Below are 847 nucleotides of genomic sequence, written 5' to 3'. Positions count from 1 at the left end.
CGGCACGGGCACCGCGGAGCCCGCAGAAGGGGCGCCTCCCGCAGGCGCGGGCGCGCCTCCCTCCGAGGACTCCCCTCCGGACGGGACCGCGCGCCCCGGCGCCGGCGGAACCCGGTACCGGGTGCTCGTCGTCGGCAGGTTCTCGAGGGAGAAGGACCAGGGCACCGTCCTGCGGGCGATGCGGCACAGCGCCAACGCCCACCGCATCGACCTGGTCTTCGCGGGACGCGGGCCCACGGGCGCCCGCCTACGGCGGGACGCAGCGCGCCTCGTCAGGAGCGGGGTGCTCACCCGGCCCCCGCGGTTCGCCTTCCTCGACGCCGACGGTCTGGCGGCCCAGGCCCGTGCGGCGGACCTCTACGTCCACTCCGCCACCATCGAGGTCGAGGGCCTGTCGTGCCTGGAGATCCTGCGCCACGGGGTCGTCCCGGTGATCGCCCGCTCGCCGCACTCGGCGACGGCGCAATTCGCCAGGGATCCCCGCTGCCTCTACCGGGCCGGGGACGCGCGCGGGCTCGCCCGCGCCATCGACTACTGGCTGGAAGACGACGCCCGCCGCCGGGCCAGCGCCTCCCGGTACAGGGGCGTCGGCGCCCAGTACGACATCCGCCGCTGCGTGGGGGCGCTCATCGACGAGTACGCCGCCATCGCATAGGGCGCGTCCCAAAAGAGTGCGGGCGCGGGGCAGACGCGGATCCCCTGGCCCAGCCGTTCCTCTCCCCGCGGCCCTGGCCCTCGTCTCCCTCGGTGTCGCACACAAGGGAGGGAATTAGGAAACACGGGGCCGCACACAAGGGCTTGATCCCGCCCTTGTGTACGGCGCGTGTTGCGTAAATAAGGGTCCTTG

Annotated in this window: 1 protein-coding gene; it reads left to right on the top strand. The window is 74.0% G+C overall.

Annotated features, from left to right (window positions below; translation table 11 throughout):
* On the top strand, positions 1–655 hold a 655-nt coding region (locus BH719_RS02260), incomplete at its 5' end, for a glycosyltransferase (RefSeq protein WP_245683306.1).
* Between the last annotated feature and the right edge of the window lie 192 nt (positions 656–847).

It is taken from the genome of Pauljensenia hongkongensis (genome assembly GCF_001746855.1).
GTDB classification, from domain to species: Bacteria; Actinomycetota; Actinomycetes; order Actinomycetales; family Actinomycetaceae; genus Pauljensenia; species Pauljensenia hongkongensis.
The sequence above is the reverse complement of the archived record's forward strand: the minus strand, read 5'-3'. Positions and strand labels throughout refer to the sequence as shown.